This is a genomic window from Thermus thermophilus (genome assembly GCF_019974155.1).
GTDB lineage: Bacteria > Deinococcota > Deinococci > Deinococcales > Thermaceae > Thermus > Thermus thermophilus_C.
This window is the reverse complement of the sequence record NZ_AP025158.1, coordinates 461,353-485,592: the sequence shown is the minus strand read 5'-3', so window position 1 is coordinate 485,592 and position 24,240 is coordinate 461,353. Positions and strand designations below refer to the sequence as shown.

General features: G+C 69.2%; 28 protein-coding genes and 1 pseudogene. 5 read left to right on the top strand and 24 right to left on the bottom strand.

The window, feature by feature from the left end; all coding sequences use genetic code 11:
- From TthTMY_RS02780 to TthTMY_RS02675, 22 genes and pseudogenes are all read right to left on the bottom strand, one after another.
- Complete coding sequence (locus TthTMY_RS02780) at nucleotides 1-981, bottom strand: c-type cytochrome (RefSeq protein WP_096412213.1); 981 nt, start codon at nucleotides 979-981, stop codon at nucleotides 1-3.
- A complete protein-coding gene (locus TthTMY_RS02775) occupies nucleotides 978-1,397 on the bottom strand; it encodes a cytochrome c-type biogenesis protein (RefSeq protein ID WP_096412210.1) in 420 nt (139 codons plus the stop codon). Before TthTMY_RS02775 ends, TthTMY_RS02780 begins: the two co-directional genes overlap by 4 nt.
- Nucleotides 1,394-1,930 (bottom strand): TlpA family protein disulfide reductase, encoded by a 537-nt coding sequence (locus TthTMY_RS02770; protein ID WP_096412207.1) that lies wholly within the window; start codon nucleotides 1,928-1,930, stop codon nucleotides 1,394-1,396. The genes TthTMY_RS02775 and TthTMY_RS02770 overlap by 4 nt, the downstream gene beginning before the upstream one ends.
- Nucleotides 1,927-3,858: a heme lyase CcmF/NrfE family subunit gene (locus TthTMY_RS02765; protein ID WP_096412203.1), complete on the bottom strand. Its 1,932-nt coding sequence runs from the start codon at nucleotides 3,856-3,858 to the stop codon at nucleotides 1,927-1,929. The genes TthTMY_RS02770 and TthTMY_RS02765 overlap by 4 nt, the downstream gene beginning before the upstream one ends.
- The gene (gene ccmE, locus TthTMY_RS02760; RefSeq protein WP_223903383.1) at nucleotides 3,855-4,283 is read right to left on the bottom strand and encodes a cytochrome c maturation protein CcmE; all 429 of its coding nucleotides are present in this window, start codon (nucleotides 4,281-4,283) and stop codon (nucleotides 3,855-3,857) included. Before ccmE ends, TthTMY_RS02765 begins: the two co-directional genes overlap by 4 nt.
- Nucleotides 4,284-4,374: 91 nt before the next feature.
- Complete coding sequence (gene ccsA / locus TthTMY_RS02755; RefSeq protein ID WP_096412200.1) at nucleotides 4,375-5,061, bottom strand: cytochrome c biogenesis protein CcsA; 687 nt, start codon at nucleotides 5,059-5,061, stop codon at nucleotides 4,375-4,377.
- 61 nt (nucleotides 5,062-5,122) lie between these two features.
- Entirely contained in the window at nucleotides 5,123-5,788 is a 666-nt protein-coding gene (locus TthTMY_RS02750) for a heme exporter protein CcmB (protein ID WP_223903382.1), read from the bottom strand.
- Nucleotides 5,785-6,354, bottom strand: coding sequence for an ABC transporter ATP-binding protein (locus tag TthTMY_RS02745; RefSeq protein WP_096412197.1), 570 nt, complete (start codon nucleotides 6,352-6,354; stop codon nucleotides 5,785-5,787). The genes TthTMY_RS02750 and TthTMY_RS02745 overlap by 4 nt, the downstream gene beginning before the upstream one ends.
- A gap of 26 nt (nucleotides 6,355-6,380) precedes the next feature.
- Nucleotides 6,381-7,049, bottom strand: coding sequence for a cytochrome c biogenesis protein CcdA (gene ccdA, locus TthTMY_RS02740; RefSeq protein ID WP_096412193.1), 669 nt, complete (start codon nucleotides 7,047-7,049; stop codon nucleotides 6,381-6,383).
- Between the two features lie 10 nt (nucleotides 7,050-7,059).
- Nucleotides 7,060-7,617, bottom strand: coding sequence for a c-type cytochrome (locus TthTMY_RS02735; protein ID WP_096412189.1), 558 nt, complete (start codon nucleotides 7,615-7,617; stop codon nucleotides 7,060-7,062).
- Nucleotides 7,610-8,902 (bottom strand): sulfite dehydrogenase, encoded by a 1,293-nt coding sequence (gene soxC / locus TthTMY_RS02730; RefSeq protein WP_096412186.1) that lies wholly within the window; start codon nucleotides 8,900-8,902, stop codon nucleotides 7,610-7,612. Before soxC ends, TthTMY_RS02735 begins: the two co-directional genes overlap by 8 nt.
- Before the next feature lie 70 nt (nucleotides 8,903-8,972).
- Nucleotides 8,973-10,260: pseudogene (locus TthTMY_RS02725) on the bottom strand (FAD-dependent oxidoreductase).
- 15 nt (nucleotides 10,261-10,275) lie between these two features.
- A complete protein-coding gene (locus TthTMY_RS02720; protein WP_096412184.1) occupies nucleotides 10,276-11,130 on the bottom strand; it encodes a translation initiation factor 2 in 855 nt (284 codons plus the stop codon).
- Nucleotides 11,127-11,561, bottom strand: a complete 435-nt coding sequence (locus TthTMY_RS02715; protein ID WP_096412181.1) for a rhodanese-like domain-containing protein — start codon at nucleotides 11,559-11,561, stop codon at nucleotides 11,127-11,129. The genes TthTMY_RS02720 and TthTMY_RS02715 overlap by 4 nt, the downstream gene beginning before the upstream one ends.
- Before the next feature lie 2 nt (nucleotides 11,562-11,563).
- Entirely contained in the window at nucleotides 11,564-12,370 is an 807-nt protein-coding gene (soxA, locus tag TthTMY_RS02710) for a sulfur oxidation c-type cytochrome SoxA (protein WP_096412177.1), read from the bottom strand.
- Between the two features lie 3 nt (nucleotides 12,371-12,373).
- The gene (gene soxX, locus TthTMY_RS02705) at nucleotides 12,374-12,931 is read right to left on the bottom strand and encodes a sulfur oxidation c-type cytochrome SoxX (RefSeq protein ID WP_096412174.1); all 558 of its coding nucleotides are present in this window, start codon (nucleotides 12,929-12,931) and stop codon (nucleotides 12,374-12,376) included.
- Nucleotides 12,928-14,649 carry a thiosulfohydrolase SoxB gene (gene soxB / locus TthTMY_RS02700; protein ID WP_223903381.1) on the bottom strand — a complete coding sequence of 574 codons (1,722 nt, stop codon included), beginning with the start codon at nucleotides 14,647-14,649 and terminating at the stop codon, nucleotides 12,928-12,930. The genes soxX (TthTMY_RS02705) and soxB overlap by 4 nt, the downstream gene beginning before the upstream one ends.
- Nucleotides 14,646-15,218 (bottom strand): sulfur oxidation c-type cytochrome SoxX, encoded by a 573-nt coding sequence (gene soxX, locus TthTMY_RS02695; protein WP_096412170.1) that lies wholly within the window; start codon nucleotides 15,216-15,218, stop codon nucleotides 14,646-14,648. The genes soxB and soxX (TthTMY_RS02695) overlap by 4 nt, the downstream gene beginning before the upstream one ends.
- Nucleotides 15,219-15,227: 9 nt before the next feature.
- Nucleotides 15,228-16,007: a sulfur oxidation c-type cytochrome SoxA gene (gene soxA, locus TthTMY_RS02690; RefSeq protein WP_096412167.1), complete on the bottom strand. Its 780-nt coding sequence runs from the start codon at nucleotides 16,005-16,007 to the stop codon at nucleotides 15,228-15,230.
- 50 nt (nucleotides 16,008-16,057) lie between these two features.
- Nucleotides 16,058-16,384, bottom strand: a complete 327-nt coding sequence (gene soxZ / locus TthTMY_RS02685) for a thiosulfate oxidation carrier complex protein SoxZ (RefSeq protein ID WP_096412163.1) — start codon at nucleotides 16,382-16,384, stop codon at nucleotides 16,058-16,060.
- A gap of 12 nt (nucleotides 16,385-16,396) precedes the next feature.
- Nucleotides 16,397-16,849 (bottom strand): thiosulfate oxidation carrier protein SoxY, encoded by a 453-nt coding sequence (gene soxY / locus TthTMY_RS02680; protein ID WP_172844680.1) that lies wholly within the window; start codon nucleotides 16,847-16,849, stop codon nucleotides 16,397-16,399.
- Complete coding sequence (locus tag TthTMY_RS02675; RefSeq protein WP_096413122.1) at nucleotides 16,842-17,303, bottom strand: SoxW family protein; 462 nt, start codon at nucleotides 17,301-17,303, stop codon at nucleotides 16,842-16,844. Before TthTMY_RS02675 ends, soxY begins: the two co-directional genes overlap by 8 nt.
- Before the next feature lie 125 nt (nucleotides 17,304-17,428).
- Here TthTMY_RS02675 and cycA point away from each other — a divergent pair, with 125 nt between their 5' ends.
- The 3 genes from cycA to TthTMY_RS02660 all read left to right on the top strand — a co-directional run bounded on the left by cycA (nucleotide 17,429) and on the right by TthTMY_RS02660 (nucleotide 19,531).
- Nucleotides 17,429-17,875 carry a cytochrome C-552 gene (gene cycA / locus TthTMY_RS02670; protein ID WP_096412160.1) on the top strand — a complete coding sequence of 149 codons (447 nt, stop codon included), beginning with the start codon at nucleotides 17,429-17,431 and terminating at the stop codon, nucleotides 17,873-17,875.
- 97 nt (nucleotides 17,876-17,972) lie between these two features.
- Nucleotides 17,973-18,923, top strand: a complete 951-nt coding sequence (locus tag TthTMY_RS02665) for an ABC transporter ATP-binding protein (RefSeq protein WP_172844679.1) — start codon at nucleotides 17,973-17,975, stop codon at nucleotides 18,921-18,923.
- Nucleotides 18,920-19,531, top strand: coding sequence for a thiamine diphosphokinase (locus TthTMY_RS02660; RefSeq protein WP_096412152.1), 612 nt, complete (start codon nucleotides 18,920-18,922; stop codon nucleotides 19,529-19,531). Before TthTMY_RS02665 ends, TthTMY_RS02660 begins: the two co-directional genes overlap by 4 nt.
- Here the strand turns inward: TthTMY_RS02660 and TthTMY_RS02655 are convergent.
- Both TthTMY_RS02655 and TthTMY_RS02650 read right to left on the bottom strand, forming a co-directional pair.
- Complete coding sequence (locus tag TthTMY_RS02655; RefSeq protein ID WP_096412149.1) at nucleotides 19,528-20,250, bottom strand: hypothetical protein; 723 nt, start codon at nucleotides 20,248-20,250, stop codon at nucleotides 19,528-19,530. The genes TthTMY_RS02660 and TthTMY_RS02655 overlap by 4 nt on opposite strands.
- Complete coding sequence (locus TthTMY_RS02650) at nucleotides 20,247-22,325, bottom strand: ATP-dependent helicase (protein ID WP_096412145.1); 2,079 nt, start codon at nucleotides 22,323-22,325, stop codon at nucleotides 20,247-20,249. Before TthTMY_RS02650 ends, TthTMY_RS02655 begins: the two co-directional genes overlap by 4 nt.
- A 37-nt stretch (nucleotides 22,326-22,362) precedes the next feature.
- On the opposite strand from TthTMY_RS02650, the gene TthTMY_RS02645 reads away from it, so the two are divergent.
- A complete protein-coding gene (locus TthTMY_RS02645) occupies nucleotides 22,363-23,250 on the top strand; it encodes a phosphoglucomutase (protein WP_096412142.1) in 888 nt (295 codons plus the stop codon).
- Nucleotides 23,247-24,200 carry an MBL fold metallo-hydrolase gene (locus TthTMY_RS02640; protein WP_096412139.1) on the top strand — a complete coding sequence of 318 codons (954 nt, stop codon included), beginning with the start codon at nucleotides 23,247-23,249 and terminating at the stop codon, nucleotides 24,198-24,200. Before TthTMY_RS02645 ends, TthTMY_RS02640 begins: the two co-directional genes overlap by 4 nt.
- Nucleotides 24,201-24,240: the final 40 nt, after the last annotated feature.

Below are 24,240 nucleotides of genomic sequence, written 5' to 3'. Positions count from 1 at the left end.
CTAGAGGCTTCCCAGGTAGTCCAAGAGGGCCCCAAGCTCCTCCTCGGAGAGGGGAACGGCGGGCATCGTCCCCCGGCCCTTTAAGACGATCTCCCGCACCGCCTCCGGGGCCTTTAGGATGGGGTTCCCCTTAAGCCTCGGGCCCACGCCCCCTTCCCCCTGGAGGCCGTGGCAGGCGGCGCAGCGGGCCTCGTAGACGCTCTTCCCGTCCTTTCCCCCTTGGGCTTGGGCTTTGGCCATGGCGATGAGGGCCTCCACCCGCTCCTTGGCCTCGCCCCCGGCCTCCAGGTACCTCTCCCAGGCGGCGATGGCCTCCTGCATCCTCCCCTCCTGGAAGTAGAGGTTCCCCAGGAAAAGCCACCCCTCCGCGGCCTTGGGGTCGGCGTGCTGGGCGATCTCCAGGAAAATCCTCGCCTCCTCCGGCCTTCCCCCCATGAAGAGGAGGATCCCCACCCGGCGCACCGCCTCCACGTTCCTGGGGTCCTTCTTGAGGACCTCCAGGTAGGCCTCGGCAGCCTGGTCAAGGGCCTGGAGCTCGTAGGCCTTCCGCCCCCAAGCCAAAAGGTCTTCCACCTCCCCCGTGCGCTTGGCCTTGTCCGCCAGGGCCTTGAGCTCCCGGGCCTCCTGGCGCTGGGTCACCGTGGTCTCCCCGGGGAGGCGGGGGAGGGTGTAGCGCCAAAGGCCTACCCCGAGGAGGACCACGGCCCCCAGGACCAGGGCCACGGGCCAGGGGTTGAAGGGGCGGGGAGCGGGGGGGCGGTAGCCCTCCAAAAGCCTTTCCACCTCCACCATGCGGGCGAGGGCCCGCTTCCTTTCCTCCCCCTCCAGGGCCTCCACCTCCTCCTTGAGGACCTCCAGCTCCCGCAGAAGCTCCTCCCGCCTAGGCGGCTCGGGGAAGGGCTCCCTGGGGCCGAGGAGGGGCCTTAGGGCGAGGAGGAGGCCGAGGAGGAAGAGGGCGAGAAAGAGCAGGGTGGCCGTCATCTCGGGGGCTCCTTAAGGCGGCGCTCCGCCTCCTCCAAAAGCTCCTTGGGAAGCGGCTTGGGCCGGAAGTAGGCGAAGAGGCCAAGGCCGAGGAGGAGAAGCCCCAAGACGGGGAGCACCCAGACCCAAAGGGTCACCCCCCGCCTCGGGGGCGCGTAGAGGATCCACTCCCCGTACCGCTCCACGAAGAAGGCCTTGATCTCCTCTTCCGTCTTCCCCTCCTGAAGCATCTCGGCGATGATCCTCCGCATCTCCGCCGCCACCCCCGAGTTGCTCTCCGCCGCCGACTCCCCCTGGCAGACGGGGCAGCGGAGCTCCCGGGCGATGCGGAAGACCTCCGGGGAGAGGTCTGGGGGCGGCGCCTCCTGGGCCAGGGCGGGAAGGAGAAAGGCCAAGAGCAGGACAACCCACCTCATCGCAAGGCCTCCTCTAGGTAACGCGCTAAGGTGGCCTCGTCAATGGCCCCGGCGTGCCGGGCGAGGACCCGGCCCTCCCGGTCTATGAAGAAGGTCTCGGGCACCCCGTACATCCCGTAGTCCACCCCCACCCGGCCCCGGGGGTCGTAGACCTGGGGGAAGGTGAGGCCGAACTGGGCGATGAACCTTAGGGCCTCCTCCTCCTTGTCCTGGGTGTTCACCCCCACGAAGAGGACCTCCCCCCGGTGGCGGCGCCAGGAGGCCTCCAAGATGGGCGCCTCCTCGTAGCAGGCGGGGTAGCACCAGCTGGCCCAGAAGTTGAGGACGATGGGCCTCTTGCCCAGGTGGTCGGCGAGGCGGAAGGCCTCCCCCCACTCCGCCCGGTAGGGGGAAAGGAGGGGGAGGGTGAAGTCGGGGGCGGGCCTCCGCTCCTTGGCGAGGACGGAGGGAAGCTCCTTGGGGTTCCGCTGCATCCCCCAAAAGAAGAGGCCCCCAAGGGCCAGGAGCAGGAGGAGCCAGAGCCACCCCCTCACGCCGGGCTCACCCCCCTAGCCTCCTCGGCCCGGCCCGCGGGCCAGAGGATGTAGAGGGTGCCCAGGGCCATGAGCGCCCCTGCCACCCAAATCCAGAAGACCAAAGGCGTGACGATGAGGCGGATGGAGGCCCACTCTCCCTTTTCCCGGTCAAAGTCCATGAGGAGGAAGTAGTAGTCGTTCCCCGGGGTGTAAATGACCTCGGGGGCGGGAAGGGGGCTATTCATCTGGGGGTAGAAGTGGAGCCTGGGCCTCACCTCCCCGAAGCGGTCCGTCCCAAGAAGGGCCTCCACGGCGAAGCGCCGCCCCTCGTCCAAGGCCCGCACCCCCTGGAAGGTCATGCGCACGCCCCCCACCTCCCAGGCCTCTCCCCGGTAGAGGGTCTTCTCGCTCTCCAGGCGGTAGGTCTGGCTGAAGGCGATGGCAAGCCCCATGAGGGCCACGGCGAAGTGGACCACGAGGCTCCCCACCCGCCTCCGGTTCGCCAAAAAGCCCCAGGGGGAAAGCCCCGCCCGCACCCGGGCCAAGACCCCTTCCCGCGCCAGAAGGTAGATGGCGGCGGCGTTGTAGAGGAAAAGTCCCAAAGCGAAGGAGGCCCCCAAGGCGTAGCCCCGGAGGAGGCCGAATAGGGTCCCCAAGGCGAGGGCGAGGAGAAGGACGAGGAGGTTCCGCAAGACCTCCCGCCGGGCCCTGCGCCAGGGGAGGAGGGGCCCCACCCCCATGAGGAGGAGGATCCCCGCCCCCAGGGGGGCCGAGACCTGGTTGAAGAAGGGGGCCCCCACGCTCACCTTGGCCCCGGTGAAGGCCTCCACGAGAAGGGGGTAGAAGGTGCCGAGGACGACCACGAGGGCCCAGCCCGCGAAGAAGAAGGCCCCGAGGAGAAGCGCCCCCTCCCGGGAGAGGGGGTGGAAAAGGGCGGTGTCCCGCACCTCCCGGGAGACTCGGGAGAGGAGGCCGAGGCCAAGGCCCGTGGCGAGGAGGAAGAAGCCGAGGAAGGCAGGCCCCACGGGGCCCTCGGCGAAGGCGTGGACCGACTGGATGACCCCGCTTCGGGTGAGGAAGGTGCCGAGGACGGTGGCGGCGAAGGCCAGGGTCACGAAGGCGAAGTTCCAGGTCTTGAAGGCCCCCCGGGTCTGCTGGACGAAGGCGGTGTGGAGGAAGGCGGTGGCGAGGAGCCAGGGGATGAAGCTGGCGTTTTCCACCGGGTCCCAGGCCCAGTACCCGCCCCAGCCCAGGACCTCGTAGCTCCACCACATCCCCGCCACCTTCCCCGCGGTGAGGAAGCCCCAGGCGATGAGGGTCCACCAACGGGTTTCCTCCACCCAGGTCTGGTAGCGCCGGGCGACCATGGCCGCCACCGCGTAGGCGTAGGGCACGCTCAGGCCCACGAAGCCCAGGTACATGAGGACGGGGTGGACGGCCATCATCCAGTGGTTCTGGAGGAGGGGGTTCGGGCCCACGCCGTCGGGAGGGGGGTCGGGCAGGGTCTCAAAGGGGCTCGCGATGGTGGCCATGACCCCGAAGAAGAAGGCCTGGATGCCGAAGAGCACGGCGAGGACCAAAGAGGCCCGCCAGGGGTCCAGAGGCTTGCGGCTGGCGAGGAGGGTGTAGAGGGTCTGGAGGAGGCCCCAGAGGAGGAGGCTCCCCTCGAGGGCCGCCCAGGGGGTCACCAGGGTCACCCAGAGGGGGTCTTTGGTGGAGTGGTTCCTCGCCACGTAGGCCAGGCTGAAGTCATGGGCGAGGAGGGCCCACTCCAGGGCGAGGAAGGCGGCAAGGGCGGCGAGGAAGGCGGGGAGCACGAGGGCCCTCGCCCCCCTTAGGAAGCGCCCGTCCCCCTGGAGGTAGGCGAGGAGGGCGAGGCCCAGGCCCAGGAGGCTAAAGGCCAGGGCCAGGCTCACGCTTAGGTTGCCGAGAAGGGCCGGGGTCATTTGGCCTCCTCAATCAGCTTGCGCACCTCCTCCGGGGTCCAGCCTTCCCTGGGAGGCTGGTAGGTCTCCGAGTGCTTCACCAGGAGGTTGGTGCCCTGGAAGACCCCTCCCTGGAAGCGGCCCTCCACCACCACCCCCTGGCCCTCCTTGAACATGCCCGGAGGGGTGCCCTTGTGGAGGACGGGCACCTCGGCCACCCCGTCCGTGAGGACGAAGCGGAGCTCCAAGCGGTCCTTATCGTACTGGACGGTTCCGGGCTTCACGAGCCCCCCGAGGCGCACGGGGCGGTTCTGGTAGCGGGCCTGGTCCTGGAGGTACTCCGAAGGGGTGAGGAAGTAGACCAGGTTCCGCCCAAGCCCCCCGAAGACCATGTACCCCAAAGCGCCCAGGATGACCAGGAGGCCGAGGAGGTGCTTCCCCTTCACCGCGCCCTCCCGTACCGCCAGAAGAGGTAGGCCAGGTAGCCGAAGACGGCGAGGTAGGTGAGGACGTAGACCCAGGTGACGAAGACCCCCATCACGCCTCCTCCTTCGCTTCCTCCAGGGCCGCCACGAGGCCGCGGAAGCGGACGAAGCCCAGGTACAGAAGCGTGAAGACGGCGAGGTGGAAGAGGAGGACCTGAAGCATCTCCGGGGCCATGTGGATCTTACCCGTGGTGAGGTCAATGGACTGGGTCTGGTGCAGGCTCCGCCACCACTTCACCGACATGTAGCTGATGGGCACGTTGAGGAAGCCCAAAACGCCCACGGCCGCCGCCGCTTTGCGGCGAAGCTCGGGGTCCTCAATGGCCCCCCGGAGGAGGAAGTAGCCCACGTAGACGGCGAAGAGGATGGCCGTGGTGGTGAGCCTGGGCTCCCAGGTCCAGTAGACCCCCCAGGTGGGCCGGGCCCAGAGCATCCCCGTCACCAGGGCAAGGCCCATGAAGACAAGGCCGATCTCGGCGCTCGCGGCGGCGATCCGGTCGTGCCGCGGGTCCTGGCGGAAGAGGTAGAGGAGGGAGTAGAGGAAGGTGACGAAAAAGGCCAGGTACCCCACCCAGGCGGTGGGAACGTGCAGGTACATGATCCGGACCAAATACCCCTGGTTGGCGTCCGGGGGCGCGGCGAGGGCGAGGTAAAGCCCCAGGGGAAGGAGCAACACCCCAAGGGCCAGGAAGGCCCAGGTGAGGCCGTCGGGACGGGAAAGCGACGCGGTCTTCTGCATCGGTCAAACCTCCTTCAGCACCTAGGATAGCCGAGGGAAGGTGAGGTTTCTGTAAACCCCCCTACCCCTCCATGACCAGGGGGAAGAGGAGGGCGCTCGCGGTGACGTAGACCAGGTCAAAGACGAGGAGCAGCTGCCACCAAGGGGCCACCTCCCCCAAGGGAAGCCCCTCGGCGACCCCCGCCGTGGCCCGCACCGAGGCCAGGACCACGGGGACCACCAGGGAGAAGAGGAGAAGGGGAAGAAGGACCTCCCGCCCCCTCAGGCGGCTCAAAAGCCCGGCGTAGAAGGTGGCCACGCTGGCGTAGCCCAGGCTTCCTAAGGCGAGGGTGAGGAAGAGAGCCCCCCCGCGTTCCAAGGGGACGTGGAAGAACCCCGCGGCCCCAAAGAGGGCGAGGAGGGCCAAGGGCAGGAGGACGAGGAGCTGGAAGAGAAGCTTGCCGAAGTAGACCCACTCCTTGCTCCCGGGAACGAGAAGGAGGTCGTCCAGCGTTCCCTCCTCCGTCTCCCGGCCGAAGGCCCGGGTGGCGAGGAGGGTGGAGAGGAAGGCCAGGGCCACCCAGAGGACCCCGGGGGCCGCCCGGCGCAGTGTCCCCTCCTCCGGGCCCAGGGCCAGGGCCATGACGAAGAGGTTGACGAAGAGAAAGGCCAGGGCCGAGAGGACCCCGAGGCGGTCCCGGACCTCGAGGCGGAGGTCCCTAAGGGCCAGAAGCCAGATCCGCCTCACGCCGCCCCCAGCCACACCGCCCGGTCGGCCACCGCCTCGGCCAGGGCCCGGTCGTGGGTGGCGAGGACCACCCCGGCGCCCTTACGGGCCTCCTCCAAGACCTCCAGAAGAAGCCTCCGCCCCTCTTGGTCCAAGGCCGTCTCCGGCTCGTCCAAAAGCCAGAGGTCGGGCCTCAGGAGGAGAAGGCGGGCGAGGGCGAGGCGCTTTTTCATCCCGCTGGAGAAGGCGGCGAGGGGAAGGTCCGGGGGGAGGGCGAAGCGGGCCAAGGCCCCCTCCCAGTCCCCCGCTGCCCCGTGGAAGCCCAGGTCAAAGAGGAGGTGCTCCCGGGCGGTGAGGTGGCGGTGGAAGGCGGGGGGGTTGGGGAGGAAGAGGGGCCTTCCCCTTCGCTCCACCCGGCCCCGGGTGGGCCTTATAAGCCCCGCCATGAGGCGGAGGAGGGTGGTCTTGCCCGAGCCGTTCGGGCCCAGGAGGGCCACCACCTCTCCCCGCTTTAGGGCAAGGTTCAGATCGCGGAAGACCCAGTCGCGGCCAAAGCGCTTGGAAACGGCCTCGAGGCGAAGGAGCATGCCTACCCCAGTTTAGGGCAAGGGGTTCACAGGTACTTCTGCAACCACTCCGGGGTAATCCGGAGGAAGAAGGTGTTGAGGGCGGTGAAGGTGTCGGTGAGGAGGAGCACCCCCACGGCGATGAGGACCACCCCCGCGAAGACCTCCACGTAGTGGGAAAGCCGCCCGGCCCGCCTGAGCCAGCCCTTGAGCCGCTCGGCGAAAAGGGCCACCAGGAGGAAGGGCACCGCCAGGCCCAGGATGTAGGCCAGGAGGAACCCCACCCCGCCCCCCACGGCGGTAAGGGTCAGGATGGCCCCAAGGATAGGGCCGATGCACGGGGTCCAGCCCAGGGCCAGGGTGGCCCCAAGGAGGAAGGCCCCCAAGGGGCGGCCCGTCTCCCCCTCGTAGCGGAGGGCCACCCCCCACCTGGGCCTCAGGCCCAGCATGTAAAGGCCGAAGAGGATGAGCACCGCCCCCCCCACCCGGGCCAGGGTCTGGCGGTGTTCAAAGAGGAGCCCCCCGAGGAGGGTGAAGGGCAGGCCCAGGAGAAAGAAGACCGCCCCAAAGCCCAGGATGAAGAAGAAGGCGTTGAAGAGGGGGCGCCCCCTCTCCCCCCCCAGGTAGAAGAGGTAGGTGGGAACGAGGGGCAAGACGCAGGGGGAGAGGAAGGAGAGCACCCCCGCCAAAAAGGCCGCCGTCAAGGAAAGCGTCATACCCCCCATCCTAAGGCAGGGTGAGCCAGGGGAAGCGGCGCTTGGTCTCGGGGTCCAGCTCCAGAAGCTCCCGGGCGGGCATCCGGATCTCGGAGAGGGTCTTCTGGTTCACGGGGGTGCCGGCGTCAATGATCCCGTTCATGTAGAGGAGGAAGGCCACGAGGTGGTAGACCTCCTCGTCCGTCAGCGTCCCCGCCTGGCCGAAGGGCATGGCCCGGCGGATGTAGTCAAAGAGCGTGGTAGCGTAGGGCCAGTAGTTGCCGATGGCGTACTCCACGGGCTCCGTGTCCGGGGTGATGGGGAAAGGCTCGGAGACCAGGCGGTTGAAGGGATACCCCTCCCCGTTCTCCCCGTGGCAGGAAGCGCACTTCTGGGCGTAGATCCTTTGGCCCTCCTCCACCCTCCCCTCCCCGGGAGGAAGGCCGCGGCCGTCGGGCAGAACCACGGGCCTAAGGTCGTACTGGCGGGCGAGCTCCTCGGAGATGGGCGTGCCCAGGCCGTAACGCGCGGCCAAGGCGAGGCCCAAGGCGGCGAGGAGGGCCCCCCAAGCGAGGGCGCGCCTAAACATCCAACACCTCCCCATCGCACCCCCCCACGGGGCCGACCGGGGCGAAGGCCCCTTGGCCCAGGGGGCGGTCGCCGTTCACCACCCGGCCGTCCGGCAGGATCCGCCAAGCCTGGATGGCGTTGTAGTGGTAGCGGTTGTTCCGGCTCCAGCGGCGGAAGAACTCCTCCCGGGTGGGCTGGGTGTTGCCCTTCTCGTCCCAGGCCCGGCTCCAGAGGACCACCTCCTTGCCGTCCCAGTACCAGGGGAGCTTAAAGCGGACGAAGGCGTAGGGCTCCACGGGAGGCTCGAGGGTGGCCTGCCGCCAGGTCTTGCCCTCGTCAAAGGAAACCTCCACCTTGGCGATGCGGCCGAAGCCGCTCCAGGCCAGGCCCCGGATCTCGTGGAAGCCGGGCTGGACCCGCTGGCCCCCGGAGGGGTAGGTGATGATGGACTGGGGCTCCATGACCCAAGTGAAGGCGAGGACCCGCCCGTCCGCCATGACGTCCGTGTATTCGCTGGTCTCGTCCTTGGCCATGGCGGGCAGGTCCGTGACCAGGATGCGCCTCAGCCACTTCACCTGGATGCTCCCCTCCCACCCCGGCACCACCAAACGCACGGGATAGCCCTGCTCAGGCCGAAGCGCTTCCCCGTTTTGCGCGTAGGCCACGAGGACGTCCTCCATGGCCTTCTCCAGAGGGAGGGAACGGGTGTACATGGCGGCGTCCATCCCCTCGGGGATGAGCCACCTGGCCCCAGGCTTCACCCCCGCCTCCTTGAGGAGGAGGGCCAGGGGCACCCCGGTCCAGCTGGCGTTGGAGGCGAGGCCGCGGCTGCGGGTGGCGGTGAGCTCGGGGTCCGGGGGGTTGCGGTAGCCGTTTTGCCCGTTCCCGGCGCACTCAATGAAGTAGGTGCGGGTCACGGAGGGGAAGCGCTTCAGGTCCTCCAGGGTGAGGACCAAAGGCCGCTCCACCATCCCGTGGATCACCAGGCGGTAGTGCTTGGGGTCCACCTGCGGGGCCCCGGCGTGGTGGCGCTCAAAGTGGAGGCCGTTCGGGGTGATGACCCCCTCCAGCCGCTCCAGGGGGGCGAAGCTCGCCCCCGAGTGGCGGGTGCGGAGGTTGGGGGAGATGTAGCGCACCACCCCGGCCTCAAAGGGGCTCCGCTCCCCGTATTCGGCGAGGGGCGCCCCCAGGGTCTTGGTGGGGGCGAAGGTCTCCTCCGTCCAGGGAAGCCCCTGGGCCTTGGCCTTGAAGAGGCCCAAAAGCCCCCCTGCGCCCAGAATCCGGAAAAACCTCCTTCGGTCCATATACCCTCCTAGCGTATTCTATTCCCGCAAGGGAACCCCCCGCCCCTAAAGGGGCGGGGGTAAAAAGCCCTTAGGCCGGGCCGAACATGTCGTTCCAGAGGCCCAAGGCCCAGCCGATGGCCGCCTCGCCGTTCGCCTTGGAGCGCTGGTTGTCCACCTGGCTTTGCGCCTGGATGCGCTTCTCCGCCTCGTCCCAGGAGTAGTTGGCGGAGACCCAGATGGCCTCCTCGGAGTCCACGAAGGAGTAGCAGATGTTGGTGGGAAGCTCCGGCGGGATCTCGGCGAGGGGCTTCCCCTTGAGCCTCTCCGTGAGGTGGCGGGCCACGATGGTGCCGGAGACGTAGGCGATCATGCCGCTTTTGGGGTAGGGGGTGTTCCCGGTGATGTCCCCGACCAGATAGATCCGGTCGTCGGCCTCGGAGAGGAAGTAGGGGATGCGGACGTTGGCCCACCGCTCCCCAAGCCCCGCCTGGCGCACGATCTCCGCCGCCTTCATGGGGGGGATGACGTTGGCCAGGGTGAAGGGAACATCCCCGAGCTCGGTCTTCACCACCTTCTTCTCGTAGTCCAGGCCGGTGATGCGGGTGTTGGGGACATACTCCAGGTAGTCCTTGTAAAGCTCGTTGTAGGCGGCGAGGAACCCGGGGGCCTTGGAGAGGGGCTGGGGGTTAGCGTCCAGGACGATGACCTTCCCCTTCACCCCCTTGGTCTTGAGCCGCCAGGCCAGCATGGCCGCCCGCTCGTAAGGCCCAGGGGGGCAGCGGTAGGGGGGGCGGGGGAATGTACATGACGAGCTCACCCCCGGTCTCGTCAAACTGGTCCAGCATGCGGCGGAGGGCGACGTGCTCAAAGGGCTTGAAGCCCACGGGCAGGAAGGGCTTGGCCTCCTCGTAGCCGGGGATGGCCTCGTACATGTAGTCAATGCCGGGGGCGAGGACCAGGAAGTCGTAGGCCAGGTACCCCCCCGTGGTGCGCACCAGGCGGCGCTCCCGGTTGATCTCCAGGACCTTCTCCTGGACGAAGATGACCCCGTCCTTGACCACGTTGGTGTAGTCAAAGACGAGCCACTCCAAAGGCTTCACCCCGGCGAGGAAGAGGTTGGACATGGGGCAGGACATGAAGATGGGCTTCTGCTCCACGAGCACCACCTCCACCCCGGGGTTCTGCTGCTTGACCTTGCGGGCCACCGTGGTCCCGCCCCAGCCGCCCCCCACCACCACCACCCGGGGGGCCCGGGAGCGGGGGAGGAGGGTGGGAGGGCTCGCGTAGAACTCCTGGGCGAAGCCCTTGCCCAGGGTGCCGGCCGCCGCCAAGGCGGCCCCCGCCTTCAACAGGTCCCTGCGCTTCACCTTCGCCATACCTCACCTCCTTACTTATTGCCCAGGGCGGTAAGGCTTCCCGCCCACGGACTCCAGCACCTCGCCCATCACCTGCCGGGCCTCCTGGAGCATCCCCACCGCCTCCGAGCCCGGGACGCCGGGCATGATGGTCATGAGCATGGGTTCAATGGCCCCCACCAGGACGTCCTCCCCCATGGACATGGCGAAGAAGCGGCAAGGGGCGGCGAACCCCCCGGCGGGCTGGGTGAGGAACATGATGCGGGCCCACTCGCTCTTGCAGGGCATGATCACCGTGACCGGGCCCACCCGCACGTGGGGCAGGAGGTTCAGGCCCCTCGAGGTGAGCTCCGTCTCCACCAGGAGGACCACCTCCTCCACGCTGGCCTGGGGGACCCGGTAGAGGAGGGCGGGCATCAGGCCGCTTTGCGGGTCCGGCATCGCGGCGGGGGCCACGCGGCGCACCAGGCCGAGCCTCCCCAAGGCCGCCTGGAGCCTGAGGCCGAGGTCCCGCACCGCCCCCTCGTAGACCCCGAGCATCCCGAAAAGGAGGTGGGGGTCAAAGGTGCCCACCAGGTAGCGCTCCCCCTCCCCCGTCAGGAAGACGGTGGGCGGGAGGACGATGGCCGCCATGGGGTTCTTGCTCACGGCGGCCACACTCCCCTTCTCCGGCTTCAGGACGATGAGCCGGTACTCGGGGAAGCCCGGGCCCGTCACCTGGCGCACCTGCTCGCCCAGGTTCAAGACCCGGTCCACCTGCAGGCCCGCCGCCTCGAGGGCCTTAAGGGCCCTCGCCTCCACGTCCTCCAAGGAACCCTCCACCTCCACCACCAGGGCCTGGGCCAAGGCCAGGCCCAGCGCCGCGAGAACGGCCACCAGGATCCTTTTCATGCTCCCTCCACCGGAAGGCCGGCGTCCAGCCAGCCCTTGAAACCGTGGGCGATGTTCTTGGCGTTCCTGTAGCCTTTGGCCTGCAGAAACGCCGCCACCACCGCGGAGACGCTCCCCGAGTTGCAGTAGACGAGGATCAGGGCCTCCTTATCCCGGGGAAGCTCCCCCAGGCGGTCCGGGACCTCCCCGGCGTAGATGTGCACCGAGCCCGGAATGTAACCCCGCGTCCTCTCCTCGGCGGTGCGCACGTCCAGGACGAAGGGCTCAAAGAGGAGGAGGTCGTAGGCCTCCGTGGGGTAGACGAGGTAGCCCGCCGGGGGCACCGCCTTGAGGAAGCGGCCGAAGGCCTCGGTCCAGTCCTCCCCCGCCCCGCCCTGCCCCCGGGCCAGGGCGAGGAGGGGGAGGAGGGCCAAGAGGTCCCGCCGGCGCATGGCTACCTCGTGAAGAAGGGGAGCTCCAGGAAGGCCTGCCCCGCCTTGGTGGCCTCGGCCAGGATGTAGGTGGTGAGGGCGATGTGGGCCTCCGAGTAGAACTCGGGTTTGGGGATGCCGATGGACTCGTAGCAGAAGTCAATCCGGTCCTGCATGGTGTAGAGCTTGTCCTCCTCAAAGCGGTAGGCGGGCCACTCGTTGCCGAGGCCCTGCCTGGGGCTCCGCACCGGGGAAAGCCGCACCCTTTGGCCCGCGTACTGCTCGTGGCAGACGGCGCAGCTCATGTCCCGGGGCCCGGCGCGGGTGTACCAGAGCTCCCGCCCCAGGTTGTACATGGCGATCTCCTGGGGGTGCTTGGGCACCACCTGGATCTTGGCCTTGCTGGACTTGGAGGCGATGAAGGTGGTGATGGCCCGCACCTCGTCCCGCTGGATCTCCTCGGGCTTGAAGCCCTGGACCCGTTGCATGCAGGTGTAGACCCTGGTCTCCAGGTCCTCCACCCGGCCCGTGTCGGGGAAGTACTTGGGCAAGACGGCGTAGACCCCTTCCAAAACCCCCTTGCCCAGGCCGAAGTCGCACTCCTCCAGGGTCTTGCCCGAGGGCCCTTTCCGGTAAAAGAGCTCCTTCCCCTCCTCCACGAAGAGGTCGCCGGGGAGGACGCCGAAGGTCTCCAGGTACATCTCCCGCTGGCGCATGGCCTCCTCAAAGGGATCCAGGGGCTTGTTTTGTTGCGTGTAGGCCACAAGCCCCCCAAGCGCCCCCAGGGCCACCCCGGCCAGCAGGATCAGACGCTTCTTCCGCACGCTCACGGCTCACCTCCGGTTGATGGGGGATTCGGGGTCCAGGAGGAAGGCCACCAGGTCAGCGGTCTCCTCGGGGGTGAAGAGGCCGTGCACCCCGCCCCGGTACATGAGGGAACAGGGGACGAAGGCCCAGGCGTTGTAGATCTTCTCGTAGGTGTAGCGCACCACCGCCTCCGAAAGGCCGCGCTCGCCGTAGCCCGTGAGGCTTGGCCCCATGGTCCCGTAGGCGACCTCCCGGGGGTCCCCTTGGTGGCAGGCGTAGCAGTTGCCCCGCTTGGGGTCGGTGAAGACCTTCTCCCCGTTCTTCCAGTCGCCCATGAGCTTCCCCGAGGCGGGGTACTTGATGAGGGCCCTTTGCTCCGCGAGGAAAGCCGGGACAAGTTCAGGGGGAAGCCTGTCGCGGTACTGCGTACAGAGGGCCTGGGCCTTGTCCTGGGAGAGCATCACCTGGGCGAAGGCCTCGCCCCCCGTCTGGATGGCGGCCTCGAGGCGGGCCCGAAAAGGCCCCTGGGAAAGCCCCAGGCCCAGGAGCAAAACCCCTACAGCCAAAACCGCTTTTCCCTTCATTCCCACACCTCCGGCAAGCGGTAACTGCGCCCAATGACCTTCACGTTGGGCTCGGGCCGGACGCGCACCCGGCCCACGGACCTCAAGTACTCGGCGAGGACCTCGTAGATGGGCTTGGGTTCGTACCCCGGCTTGGCCTCGCCCACCCGCTGGAGCCTCCCCCCGTAGGCGGCGACCAAATAGCGGCGGTTCGGGTCCAGGGGCCTGCCCCCCACCTCCACCTCCCGGATCCTTGCCCCGGTGGGGGCATCGGGGTCCAGGACGTAGCGGAGGCCGAAGACCCGGCTCACGTCCCCCCCCTGCTGGTAGAAGGGGTCCGGGGTGAAGACGTTGCTGGCGATGTCCTCCAGGACCGCCTTGATCTGCTCTCCCCGGAGGTAGAAGAGGTAGAGCTCGGGGTAGGTGAAGCCGGTGTAGGCGTAGAGGTGGTCCCAGGTGATGGCCTGCCCCGGCAGGATGGTGGTCCCCCAGCGCACCGCCGGGCTGAAGACCACCTCCACCTCAGGGTAAATGGCCCTCACCGCCTCCCCTACAAGCTGGTCCCAGGTGGAGTAGAGGGTGTCCCGCTTGTAGAGGAGGGTCTCGGAAAGGGCCAAGGGGGTGAAGAGGTGGTCCTGATGGGGGGCGAGCTGGGCCTTGAGGAAGGCCTCCACGTCCTCGGCCTTGGGCAGGTGCTCCGCGAGAACGGGGAGCACCCGCACCCGGAGGTTGGCGATCCCCCCCTTCCAGAGCTTCAGGTCCACCCGCATCAGGGCCTTCCCGGCGGCGCTCCCCGCCACGATCCAGGTCTTCCCCACCCGCCAGGGCCTGGGGGTGAGGTCGTGGGTGTGGCCGGAGAGGATGAGGTCAATCCCCTGGATCCGCCCCGCCAAGGCGGCGTCCAGCTGCATCCCGTTGTGGGAGAGGAGGACCACGGCGTTCGCCCCCTCGGCGCGGGCCTGGTCCACCGCCTCCTGGAGCCGCCTCTCGTCCAGGGCGAAGGAGAGGCCCTCCGTAAAGGCCTCGGGGTGGGAGACCTTGACGTAGGGGTAGCTCGCCCCCACCACCGCCAGGGCGTAGGGCCCCACCCGGTGGATGCGGTAGGCGGGGAAGAGGGGGTCGCCGAAGAGCTCGTCCACGATGTTGTAGGAGAGGAACTCTCCCTGGAAGAGCCCAAGGAGCTCCTCCACGCGCTCCCGCCCCAGGGTCCACTCCCAGTGGGAGACCATGTGGTCCACCCCCACGAGGTTCTGCCACCGCACCGGGGCCTCGCCCCGGGTGAGGAGGGAAAGCCCGGAGTTGGTCCAGGTGTCCCCGCCGTCCAGGACCAAGGCCTTACCCCCTTCCGCCTCCACCCGGGCCTTCTGGTCGCGGATGAGGGCGGTGAGGGCGCCCATCCCCCCTATGGGCCCGAAGGTGCGGGCGAGCTCCACGAAGTCCACGTGGGAGAGGAGGTAGGCGAGGGGCGTGCCCCGCTCCACGCCGTAGTAGCGGAGGATGGCCTCTCCCGTGAGGTAACCCGGGCGGCCCATGAGGGGCTTGGGGGCGATGAGGTTCGGGGGCTCCATGAAGTAGTGGGGGAAGGCTTGGGCATGGAGGTCGGAGAAGAAGAGGAGGGTGGCGTCCCCGTAAGGGGGGAGGTCGTAAAGGGACCTGGGGTCCTCGAGGGCCCGGGCCCAACCCCTAGGCCCCAGGACCGCCAGGGCGGAAAGAAGCTGAAGGAGCTCCCTGCGGTTCATCTAGACCCCACCGCCGGCTTGGTGTTGAAGTCGCTTTCCGGGTCCAGGAGGTAGGCCACCACGTCGGCGATCTCCTCGGGGGTGAGGAGGCCCTGGGCCCCGAAGCGGTACATGACGGTGCAGGGGAAGTAGGCCCAGGCGTTGTAGATCACCTCGTAGGTGTACCGCTGCACCGCCTCCGACTGGCCCCGATTGAGGCCGTACTTCTCCAGGCTCGGGCCCACGTCGCCCCCCAGGTGCTCGGGGGAGCCATAGTGGCAGGAGAAGCAGTTGGCCTTCTGCAGGTTGTTGAAGATGGCCCCGCCCTTCCTCCAGTCCCCCATAAGCTTCCCGGAAGCGGGGTACTTGATCAGGGCCCGCTGCTCTTCCAGGAACTTGGGAAGGAGGTCGGCGGGGAGGCGGTTCCGGTGGATGGAGCAGAGGGCCTGGTCGGGGCGCTGGTTGACGAAGACCTCGGCGTAGGCCTTACCCCCGTCCTGAATCCGCTTCAGCTCCTCCTCGGTGAAGTAGCGCTGGGCCAGGGCGAAGGCCAGGGCCAAGGCAAAAAGGGCTACGAGAACCTTCCGCATGCTCCCTCCTCACCGCACAAAGGCGGGCCACTCCTCCACCACGGCCCCGTTGTTGTTGTAGGCCAGGAAGAGCTCCAGGGCCAGGATGGGCCGGGAGTAAAGGGCGGGCGGGGGGTGGGCGATGTTGCCGTAGCAGGCCCGGATCCGGTCCTGCATGGTCCAGGCCTGGTCGTTGGAGTAGCGGTAGGCGGGCCAGTGGGTCCAGGACTTGTCCTTGCCCAGGACGTCGGCGTAGGGCAGGACCCCGGCGCGCCGGCCCACGTAGGTCACGTGGCAGGTGGCGCACCCCACGTCCCGGGCCCCGCTCCGGGCATAAAAGAGCTTTTCCCCGAGGGCGTAAAGCTCCCGCTCTTCGGGGAAAAGCAGGCGGACTTGGATCCTGTGCCCCGTGGACTTGCTGGCGATGTAGAAGGCGACGGCCACCACCTCGGAGCGCTTCACCTCTTCGGGCTTGAAGCCCTGGACCCGGGTCATGCAGGTGACGATGCGGCTGTCCAGGTCCTCAACCCGGTTCGTGTCCAGGAAGTAGCGGGGAAGCCTGGCCGCCGCCCCCTCCAGGACCCCCTTTCCCAGGCCGAAGTCGCACTCGGCCATGGTCTTGCCGCTCGGGCCCTTGCGGTTAAAGAGCTCCTCCCCTTGGGCCACGATGAGCTCCGTGGGGAGGATGCCCGCAGTCTCCAAGAGGAGTTGCTTCTGCCGCTTGGCCTCCTCCCTAGGGTCCACGTCGCCCTGGGCCAAGGCCACCCCTAGAAGGAGGGCGGCGAGCAATAAACCCAGGCCCTGGCGCATAACCAAAACCTCCCTTCCATAAGGTGCCCGGGGGTCCCCGGGCACCCCCTTTAGGCCAGCTCCAGCTTGACCGAAGCCTCGCCCGTGTCCCCGTCCGTGTCCTTGAGCTTGAGGGTGAAGGTCCCCGCCTTCTCCGCCTTGAACTTAAAGGCGTAGAGGGGGTTGGCGCTGGTGGAAGGCCCGGGCCGGGCCTCCGCCACCTTTTTCCCCTCAAAGTAGACCTCCACCAGGTTGATGTACTTGGCGGGGATCAGCTTCCCCTCGGCGTCCCGGCGGGTGCCGGGCTCGTTGGGATGCTGGGCCACCACCTGAAGCCGGAACTCCTCGCCCGCCTTGGGCTTGGCGGGGTTTAGGCGCGCGATGGTCCTAAAAGGCATGCCGCACCTCCCTTAACCGCAGCCCCCCACGGTGACGCGGGTGCTCGCCGAAGCCAGAAGGAGCTTCCCGTCCTGGGTCTCCACCACCGCCCGGACGGCCGTGGTCTCCGCCAAGCGGACCCGGGTGGCGTAGTAGGGCTCCGCCTCCATGGGCATGAAGGCGAAGATGTGCGGGGTGGGGTTCTTGTCGGCGAAGAGGTGGATGGCCTTCACCTGCCCCTTGGGCAGGGCCACCTCCACCTCGGCAGGCACGTTGGCCCCGCTTTCGGCAATGGCCGGCATGTTGAGCTTCACCGCGTCCGAGGGGGTAAGGTCCTTAAAGCCTTTGCCGAAGACCTGCTTGAGCGCCTTCTCCAGGTTCTCCAGGTCCTCGCCCTCGAGGCCCTGGGCCCTTGCGGGAAGCCCCGAGAGGGCCACGGCCCCAAGGGCCGCGCCGGTCGCCTTCAGAAACGCTCGCCTATTCACACGCACCTCCCTTGGCACACATCTGGCGAAGCTCCTTGAGGAACTCCGCCCGGGGCCGGCTGCCAAAGAGCCGGCCCACCTCTTCCCACGCCCCCGCCTTGGGGACGAGGAAGACGAAGGTCGGGGTGCCCGGCACCCGGAAGCGCCGGGCGAGCTCCTGGCCCTCGGGGGTGTCCACGCTCACCGAGGCCACCACAAAGCGGGCCTCCAGGAGGCGGCTCACCCCAGGGTCGGAGAGGACGAAGGTGTTCATCTGCTGGCAGTAGGGGCAGTGCTCGCTGTGGAAGTAGACCATCACCATCCGCCCGTGGGCCTGGGCGAGGGCGAGGGCCTCCGGGTAGGGATACCAGCGGCCGAAGTCGGGGAGGGCCCAGGCCCAAAGCAGGAGGGCCGGGAGGAGAAGTGTGTACATCTTCCGCATACGGTACACCGCCAGGGTACCCCACAAGGACATTTGTACCTTACCACATCCCCCACGGGGGTTCAAGGGCCCCGGCCGCCTACCTTAAGGCCCGCTTAACCCCACTCCCCTTGACGCCGCCCAGGGCGGGCCTCTACCCTATACCCCGGAGGGTAAAGATGAAGCGAACCCTGATGGCTCTCTTCCTGCTCGGCGGCCTGGCCCTGGCCCAGGCGGACGGCGCCAAGCTCTACGCCCAGTGCGCGGGGTGCCACCAGGCAAACGGCCAGGGCATCCCCGGGGCCTTCCCGCCCCTGGCGGGCCACGTGGCGGAGATCCTCTCCAAACAGGGGGGACGGGAGTACCTCATCAAGGTGCTCCTCTGGGGCCTCCAGGGCCAGATTGAGGTGAAGGGCGTGAAGTACAACGGGAACATGTCCGCCTTCAACGGCCTCAAGGACGAGGAGATCGCCGCCGTCCTCAACCACATCGCCACCGCCTGGGGCGACGACAAGAAGGTGAAAGGCTTCAAGCCCTTCACCGCCGAGGAGGTGAAGAAGCTCCGGGCCCAGAAGCTCACCCCCCAGCAGGTGCTGGAGGAGCGGAAGAAGCTCGGCCTGAAGTAAATACCACCCCATGCTGGCTTGCGCCGGCATGGGGGCCCTGGTAAAAGCGAAAACGAGGCCTGGGGAGTACCCCAGGCCCTTCCGGTTTAATGGGAGGGTGCTGGAGCTCTACTTGGAAAAGGCCTTCCCCGGGTTCCGCCTCTCCGTGGAGCTTTCCGTGGCCGAGGGGGAGACCCTGGCCCTCCTCGGGCCTTCGGGAAGCGGGAAGAGCACCCTGCTCAGGCTCATCGCCGGGCTCCTTAGGCCCGATGGGGGCTTCGTGCGCTTCCTCGGGGAGGACCTCACCCCCCTTCCCCCGGAAAGGCGGAAGGTGGGCTTTCTCTTCCAGGACTACGCCCTCTTCCCCCACCTCACCGTGGCGGAAAACGTGGCCTTTGGCCTTTTGGAGGCCCGCTGGCCAAGGGAGGCGAGGGAGGCCCGGGTGCGGGAGCTCCTTAAGCGCATGGAGCTCACCCCCCACGCCCGGAAGCGCCCCCACGAGCTTTCGGGCGGGGAGCAGCAACGGGTGGCCCTGGCCCGGGCCTTGGCCCCTAGGCCCAGGCTCCTCCTCCTGGACGAGCCCTTAGGGGCCCTGGACCTGAGGCTTCGGGAAGAGCTCCTCTTCTTCCTGCGCCGGACGCTAAAGGAAGAGGGGGTCACCGCCCTCCTCGTGACCCACGACCAGGGGGAGGCCTTCCTCCTCGCCCACCGGGTGGCCCTTCTGCGCGAGGGGCGGCTCGTCCAGGTGGGCCGGCCCGAGGAGGTCTACGCCCGCCCCAAGGACCTATGGGCCGCCCGCTTCCTGGGGCACAAGAACCTCCTCTCCCCCGGGGAAAGCCAGGCCCTAGGCCTTCCCCCAAAGGCCCACCTCCTCCCCCCAAAGGCCCTCGCCCTTGGAGGAGGCCTGGAGGGGGTGGTGGAGGAGCGGCTCTTCTTCGGGCCCCGGGTGGGGCTTTGGGTGCGGGTGGGGGGGGTTAGGCTCTACCTCGAGGCCCCCGAGGGCCCGGAAGAGGGCGCCCCCATAGCCCTCCGCCTGGACCCCGCCCAGGCGGTACCCTTGGAGGGATGAGGCGCTTCGCCCTCCTCTTGGGCGGCCCCCTCCTGGCCACGGAGGCCCTTAAGGAAAGGCTTAAGGGCTACCGCCTCCTGGCGGCGGACTCCGGCGGGCGGCACGCCCTCGCCTTGGGGCTTTCCCCGGAGCTATGGCTTGGGGACTTTGACTCAAGCCCCCCCTGGCTCCAGGAAGCCCTTTCCGCGCCCAAGGAGGTCCTGCCCCGGGAGAAGGACCTCACGGACGGGGAGGCCCTCCTCCGGAAGGCCCTGGAGCTTGGGGCGGAGGAGGCCCTCCTCCTGGGGGCTTTGGGCGGGCGGCTGGACCACACCCTGGCCCACCTGGAGCTCGCCTTCCTCCTCCTGGAAAGGGGGGTGCGGGTGGAGCTCACGGACGGGCTCGCCCGGGCCTTCCCCCTCCTTCCGGGCCTCCACGCCTTTTCCCTGGAGCCCGGAACCCCCTTCAGCCTCCTCCCCTTCCCCGAGGCCGCCCTGGGGGTGGAGGGGGCGCGGTGGGACCTTCCCCCCACCCCCCTCAAGGCCACCACCCTCACCCTGGAAAACCAGGCCCTGGGGCCCATCCGGGTGCGGGTGGAGGCGGGCCGGGCCCTCCTCTACCTGTTTTAGCCCAAGGGGGTGTGCCCCAGGCCCTCGAGGACGGCCCAGACCCGCCCGCTCCAAAGGTCCTCCGGCCCGAGGAAGAGCTGGACCCGCTCGGCCACGGCCTGGGCCCCGGGGGCGAAGGCCAAGGCGGCGTGGTAGGGCTGGGCCAGGTCCAAAGGCGGGCGAGGGGTGTTCAGGAGGAGGAGGTCCACCCGGAGGACCAAGGCCCGCACCTCCTCGGGGCGGAGGGCCACCCGGCCCCGGAGGGGGGCGGGGAGGCGGGCGAGGAAGGCGTCCCCCTCGGCGTAGCTTGGGGCGGCCACGTGGACCTCGCCGAGGCCCCGGAGGAAGGGGGCGAGCTCAAAGCGGAGGGGCCCAAGCCACAAGGCCCGGGCCCCGGGGAAGCGCTGGGCGAGGAGCCGCTCCAGGGCCACGCCTTCCGTGTACTGGCCGAGAAGCCCCCCGCCCGTGGGGACGAGGAGGTCCACCCGCCTGGCCTTTTCGGCCTCGGCCTCGAGGCGGACCCCCTCGGGCACGGAAACGGCCTCCTCCAGGACCGCCCCAGCGAAGCCGAGCCCTCTGAGGCAGGGGAGGAAGGCCTCCCACCCCTCCTCCATGGCCACGGGGTGGAGGAAGAGGGGCAGGCGGGCCGCGGTCACCTGGGCGAGGAGGAGGTCAAAGAAGCCGCCCCCGCCACGGTGGAGGTAGAGGAGGGGGCGGGGGGTGGAGGCAAGCGCCCTCATGCCGGCTTAAGCTCCGCGTACTTGAGGGAAAGGCGCTTGAGCCCAAACCCCTCAAAGTGGACCGTGACCTCGTCCCCCTGGGCCGCCACCACGGTGCCGGGGCCGAAGCGGGGGTGGACCACCCGCTCCCCGCCCCGGAAGGCCCCGGGCCTCGGGCGATGGGGGGGCGGGGAGGGCGGGCGCCGGTAGGGGTCGTACACCTCGTAAAGCCCCTCCTCCACCTCCTCCAGGAAGCGGCTCGGCCGGGCGGGCTCCCGCCTGCCGTAGACCTCCCGCTCCTCGGCGTGGGAGAGGTAGAGCCTCTCCTGGGCCCGGGTGATGCCCACGTAAAAGAGGCGGCGCTCCTCCTCGAGGCCCTCGAGGGTGCTTAAGGAGTTGCGGTGGGGCAGAAGCCCCTCCTCCACCCCCACGAGGAAGACCACGGGGAACTCCAGCCCCTTGGCGTTGTGCAGGGTCATGAGGGCGACCCTCCCCTCCGCCTCGGTGGGCTCCTCCGCCCTGGCGGTGAGGGCCACCCGGTCCAGGAAGTCCTGCAGGTCCTCCGCCTCCTTGGCCGCCCTGAGGAGCTCCTCCACGTTCTCCAGGCGGTCCTCGGCGTCCTCGGGGTAGGCCTCCCGGAGGTAGGCGGGGTAGTCGGTGGCCTCGAGGAGGTGGCGGAAGAAGGCCTCGGCGGGGCCGAAGACCAGGTCCTGAAGCTCCTCCACCAGGGCCACGAAGTGCCTCAGGGGCTCGGCGCGGGGGAAGGTCCTGGCCGCCTCCTTCAGGGCCTCCCAGGGAGGAAGCCCCTTCTCCTGGGCGAGGAGCTGCACCCTGGCCCAGGTGGCCGGGCCGATGCCCCGAGGCGGGGTGTTCAGGACCCGCTTCAGGCTCACGGCGTCCAGGGGGTTGAGGGCGAGGCGGGCGTAGGCCAGGAGGTCCTTGACCTCGGCCCTTTCAAAGAAGCCCACGCCGCCCACCACCCGCGCCGGGATCCCCCGCCCCGCCAACGCCTGTTCCAGAAGGCGGCTTTGGGCGTTGGTGCGGTAGAGGACGGCGTACCGGTCCCAGGGGGGGCCGAGGCGGGCGATCTCCTCGGCCACGAAGCGGGCCTCCTCCCGGGCGTCCTCCGCCCGGTAGAGGCGCACGGGCTCCCCGCCCCGCTTCACCGGGCGCAGGGCCTTCTCCAGGCGGAGGGCGTTCTTCACGATCACGGCGTTGGCGAAGCGGAGGATGGCCTCGGTGGAGCGGTAGTTCTCCTCCAGGCGGTAGACCCGGGCCTCGGGGTAGTCCCGGGTGAAGTCCAGGATGTTCTTGATGTCCGCCGCCCGGAAGGAGTAGATCCCCTGGTCGGGGTCGCCCACGGCCATGAGGTTGGCCTCCTCCCCGGCGAGAAGCCGGGTGAAGCGGTACTGGACGGGGCTCGTGTCCTGGTACTCGTCCACGTGGATGAAGCGGGCCCGCTTGCGCACGAGCCTGAGGACCTCCTCGTCCTCCTCTAGAAGCCTCAGGGCATAAAGGAGGATGTCCCCGAAGTCCAAGGCCCCCTGGGCCTTAAGGGCCTCCTGGTAGCGCACCAGGACGTCCCCAAGCCTTCCCCGGGAAAGCCCCGCGTAGTACTCGGGAAGCTCGCCGAGGAGGGCCTCGAGGCCCACGCCCCGGTTCTTCGCCCGGTCCAAAAGGGCCTTGATGGGGCCGGGCCGGGCCGAGAGGGCGAGCTCCTTCAGGACCTCCTTGAGGAGGGCGGTCTGGTCGTCCTCGTCGTAGACCACGAAGCCGGGCCTGAGGCCCACCCGCTCCCCGTAGACGCGGAGGATCCTCAAGGCGGCGGCGTGGAAGGTGGAGACCCAGACCTCCCCCGCCCCCGGGACCAGCCCCCGGAGGCGCTCCCGCATCTCCTCCGCGGCCTTGTTGGTGAAGGTGACGGCCAGGATCTCCGAGGGGAAGACCCCCCGGCGGGCGACGAGGTAGGCCACCCGGTGGACCACGGTGCGGGTCTTCCCGCTCCCCGCCCCGGCCACCACCAAGGCGGGCCCCTCAAAGTGGAGGACCGCCTGGCGCTGGGCCTCGTTGAGGGGGGCTAGGAGGGCGTCGCTCACGGGGAGAGTCTACCACGCGCGGGGTAGACTTTAGGGCATGGAGCTTGTGGCCACACAGGACGGCTTCGTAGGGGAGATGGCCCGGGGCTTCACCTTCCAGGCCCTGGGGGAGGTGGCGGCGGGCTTCGGGAAGCGCCTCCAGGCGGAGGGGATCCTTCGGGTGGTGGTGGGGCACGACGCCCGCTTCCTCGCCCGGGAGATGGCGGAGCACGCCGCCGGGGTGCTTGGGGGGCTCGGCCTCGAGGTCCACCTCCTCCAGGGCCCCGCCCCCCTGCCCCTCTTCGGCTTCGCCCTCCGGGCGAAGGAGGCCGCAGGGCTCTACCTCACGGGAAGCCGCAGGCCCTTCGCCTTCCAAGGGGTAAAGCTCCGCCTGGGCCCGGGGAGGCCCCTCCCCGGGAAGGAGGTGGCCCCCACACCCCCCCCTCCCCTGGGGCCCTTCGCCCCGCTGGAGGCGCGCCGGGACTACCTGGACCACCTCCGGAAGAGCGCCCAGGGCCTCGCCCTCAAGCGGGGCGTGGTCTACCTGGACGCCATGGGCGGGGCGGGCGGCGGGATCCTGGGCCAGGTCCTGAAGCGCCTCGAGGCCCCCGTGGAGCTCAGGGAGCTCCACCCCCTCCCCCACCCCCTCTTCTACGGGGTGGCCCCGGACCCGAGGCCGGAGCACCTCAGGACCCTCCGCCTCCTCCTCCGCGAGGCCAAGCCCCCCGCCTTGGGCCTCGCCCTGGACGGGGACGCCGACCGGCTCGGGGTCTACCTCCCCGGGGGGGAGGCCCTCCCCGAGGACCAGGCCCTGGCCCGCCTCCGGGAGGCGGCCCAGGGCCGGGAGGTGGAGGCCCTGGGGGAGGGGGCCTACCGCTTCCCCTGGCACCTGGAGGAGCCCGACCCCTTCCTCGCCGCCCTCCTCCTCATGGGGGTGCTCCTGTGAAGGCCCTCCTGCCCGGCCTCTACCTCCTTCCCGTCCCCATCCCCTACCCCCTGAAGACGGTCAACCTCTACCTCCTCCAGGGGGCGGGGGAGGTGGCCCTCGTGGACACCGCCCTCGGCACCCGGGCCGCCCGGGGGGCTTTGGAGCTCCACCTGGCGGAGCTCGGCCTCTGCTTCCAGGACGTGAAGGCCGTCCTCCTCACCCACCACCACCCCGACCACTACGGCCTCTCCGGCTTCTTTGAGGGCCTGGGGGCCAGGGTCTTCCTCCACGAGGAGGAGTTCGCCCGGGGCCACCGCTTCTGGCTGGAACCCGAGGCCTTCGCCGAGGCCTCTTGGCGGCTCTTCCTGGACCACGGCACCCCGGAAAGCGCCCTCCAGGGCATCCGGGAGACGGTGGAGAAGACGAGGGAGCGGGTCCACCCGCCGCAAAACCCCCTCCCCCTGAGGGACGGGGAGGCGCTGGAGGTGGCGGGGAAGCGGCTTAGGGTCCTCTGGACCCCGGGGCACGCGGACGGGCACGCGGCCTTCTACCTGGAGGAAGAGGGGGTGCTCCTCGCGGGGGACGCCCTCCTGGAAAGGGTCTCCCCCAACGTGGGCCTCTGGGCCTACACCCGGGAAAACCCCCTCAAGGACTTCCTCCGCTCCCTGGACCGCCTGGCGGAACTGGAGGCCAGGGTGGCCTACGCCGGCCACTTCGGGCCCATCGCGGACGTGCGGCAAAGGGCGGAGGAGCTGAAGGCCCACCACCAGGCCCGCCTCGAGGCCCTCCTTGCCTCCCTGGACGGCTCCAAGACCGCCTGGGAACTCTCCCTCCAGCTCTTCCCCCAGGAGCTGGACCCGGCGGGCCGGCGCTTCGCCTTCGCCGAGACCCTGGCCCACCTGGAGTACCTCCGGGAGGAAGGGGCGGTGGGGCGGGAGGGCCCGCCCTACCGGTACTTCCGGCGCTAAGCCCCCTAGCCCTCGGCAGGGTTGCCCCGGGGCAGTCCCC

Excerpts from the sequence above, each read along its gene's own strand:
- TthTMY_RS02780 (WP_096412213.1), bottom strand. The coding sequence starts at position 981 with ATGACGGCCACCCTGCTCTTTCTCGCCCTCTTCCTCCTCGGCCTCCTC.
- TthTMY_RS02775 (WP_096412210.1), bottom strand. The coding sequence starts at position 1,397 with ATGAGGTGGGTTGTCCTGCTCTTGGCCTTTCTCCTTCCCGCCCTGGCC.
- TthTMY_RS02765 (WP_096412203.1), bottom strand. The coding sequence starts at position 3,858 with ATGACCCCGGCCCTTCTCGGCAACCTAAGCGTGAGCCTGGCCCTGGCC.
- ccsA (WP_096412200.1), bottom strand. The coding sequence starts at position 5,061 with ATGCAGAAGACCGCGTCGCTTTCCCGTCCCGACGGCCTCACCTGGGCC.
- TthTMY_RS02745 (WP_096412197.1), bottom strand. The coding sequence starts at position 6,354 with ATGCTCCTTCGCCTCGAGGCCGTTTCCAAGCGCTTTGGCCGCGACTGG.
- ccdA (WP_096412193.1), bottom strand. The coding sequence starts at position 7,049 with ATGACGCTTTCCTTGACGGCGGCCTTTTTGGCGGGGGTGCTCTCCTTC.
- TthTMY_RS02735 (WP_096412189.1), bottom strand. The coding sequence starts at position 7,617 with ATGTTTAGGCGCGCCCTCGCTTGGGGGGCCCTCCTCGCCGCCTTGGGC.
- soxC (WP_096412186.1), bottom strand. The coding sequence starts at position 8,902 with ATGGACCGAAGGAGGTTTTTCCGGATTCTGGGCGCAGGGGGGCTTTTG.
- TthTMY_RS02720 (WP_096412184.1), bottom strand. The coding sequence starts at position 11,130 with ATGAAAAGGATCCTGGTGGCCGTTCTCGCGGCGCTGGGCCTGGCCTTG.
- TthTMY_RS02715 (WP_096412181.1), bottom strand. The coding sequence starts at position 11,561 with ATGCGCCGGCGGGACCTCTTGGCCCTCCTCCCCCTCCTCGCCCTGGCC.
- soxX (WP_096412174.1), bottom strand. The coding sequence starts at position 12,931 with ATGAAGGGAAAAGCGGTTTTGGCTGTAGGGGTTTTGCTCCTGGGCCTG.
- soxB (WP_223903381.1), bottom strand. The coding sequence starts at position 14,649 with ATGAACCGCAGGGAGCTCCTTCAGCTTCTTTCCGCCCTGGCGGTCCTG.
- soxX (WP_096412170.1), bottom strand. The coding sequence starts at position 15,218 with ATGCGGAAGGTTCTCGTAGCCCTTTTTGCCTTGGCCCTGGCCTTCGCC.
- soxA (WP_096412167.1), bottom strand. The coding sequence starts at position 16,007 with ATGCGCCAGGGCCTGGGTTTATTGCTCGCCGCCCTCCTTCTAGGGGTG.
- soxZ (WP_096412163.1), bottom strand. The coding sequence starts at position 16,384 with ATGCCTTTTAGGACCATCGCGCGCCTAAACCCCGCCAAGCCCAAGGCG.
- TthTMY_RS02675 (WP_096413122.1), bottom strand. The coding sequence starts at position 17,303 with ATGTCCTTGTGGGGTACCCTGGCGGTGTACCGTATGCGGAAGATGTAC.
- cycA (WP_096412160.1), top strand. The coding sequence starts at position 17,429 with ATGAAGCGAACCCTGATGGCTCTCTTCCTGCTCGGCGGCCTGGCCCTG.
- TthTMY_RS02660 (WP_096412152.1), top strand. The coding sequence starts at position 18,920 with ATGAGGCGCTTCGCCCTCCTCTTGGGCGGCCCCCTCCTGGCCACGGAG.
- TthTMY_RS02655 (WP_096412149.1), bottom strand. The coding sequence starts at position 20,250 with ATGAGGGCGCTTGCCTCCACCCCCCGCCCCCTCCTCTACCTCCACCGT.
- TthTMY_RS02645 (WP_096412142.1), top strand. The coding sequence starts at position 22,363 with ATGGAGCTTGTGGCCACACAGGACGGCTTCGTAGGGGAGATGGCCCGG.